This window comes from Hymenobacter sp. HSC-4F20, assembly GCF_019599275.1.
In the GTDB taxonomy this organism is placed as follows: Bacteria; Bacteroidota; Bacteroidia; order Cytophagales; family Hymenobacteraceae; genus Hymenobacter.
This window is the reverse complement of the sequence record NZ_JAHZTD010000023.1, coordinates 1-470: the sequence shown is the minus strand read 5'-3', so window position 1 is coordinate 470 and position 470 is coordinate 1. Positions and strand designations below refer to the sequence as shown.

General features: G+C 51.5%; 1 pseudogene. It reads right to left on the bottom strand.

Annotated features, from left to right (window positions below):
• Positions 1 to 470 (bottom strand): annotated as a pseudogene (locus tag K3G63_RS22545) (transcription termination/antitermination protein NusA); the annotation flags it as partial.

The window sequence follows — 470 nt, the reverse complement described above, 5'->3', positions numbered from 1 at the left end:
CGCTGTATGTATAGCTCCAGGTTGTCGGTGTAGTTGATCACGTCGATGTTCTCGTTCTCCAGTTCGCGTACGATGCTGTGGATACGGGAACCCTTCATGCCCACGCAGGCACCTACCGGGTCAATGCGATCGTCAAACGATTCTACGGCTACTTTGGCACGCTCGCCGGGCTCACGCACAATTTTTTTAATGGCGATCAAACCGTCATAAATCTCTGGTACCTCGTTCTCGAACAAGCGCTCCAGGAATGCAGGAGATGTACGGGAAAGAATGATTTTCGGATTACCGTTCACGATCTCAACACGCTGTACCACAGCACGCACTACATCACCTTTGCGGTAACGGTCTTTCGGGATCTGCTCACCTTTCGGGATCAGCAGTTCGTTTTCTTCCTGGTCGAGCAGCAACACCTCGCGGTTCCATACCTGGTATACCTCACCGGAAATAATCTCGCCAACAAGGTCCTTGTA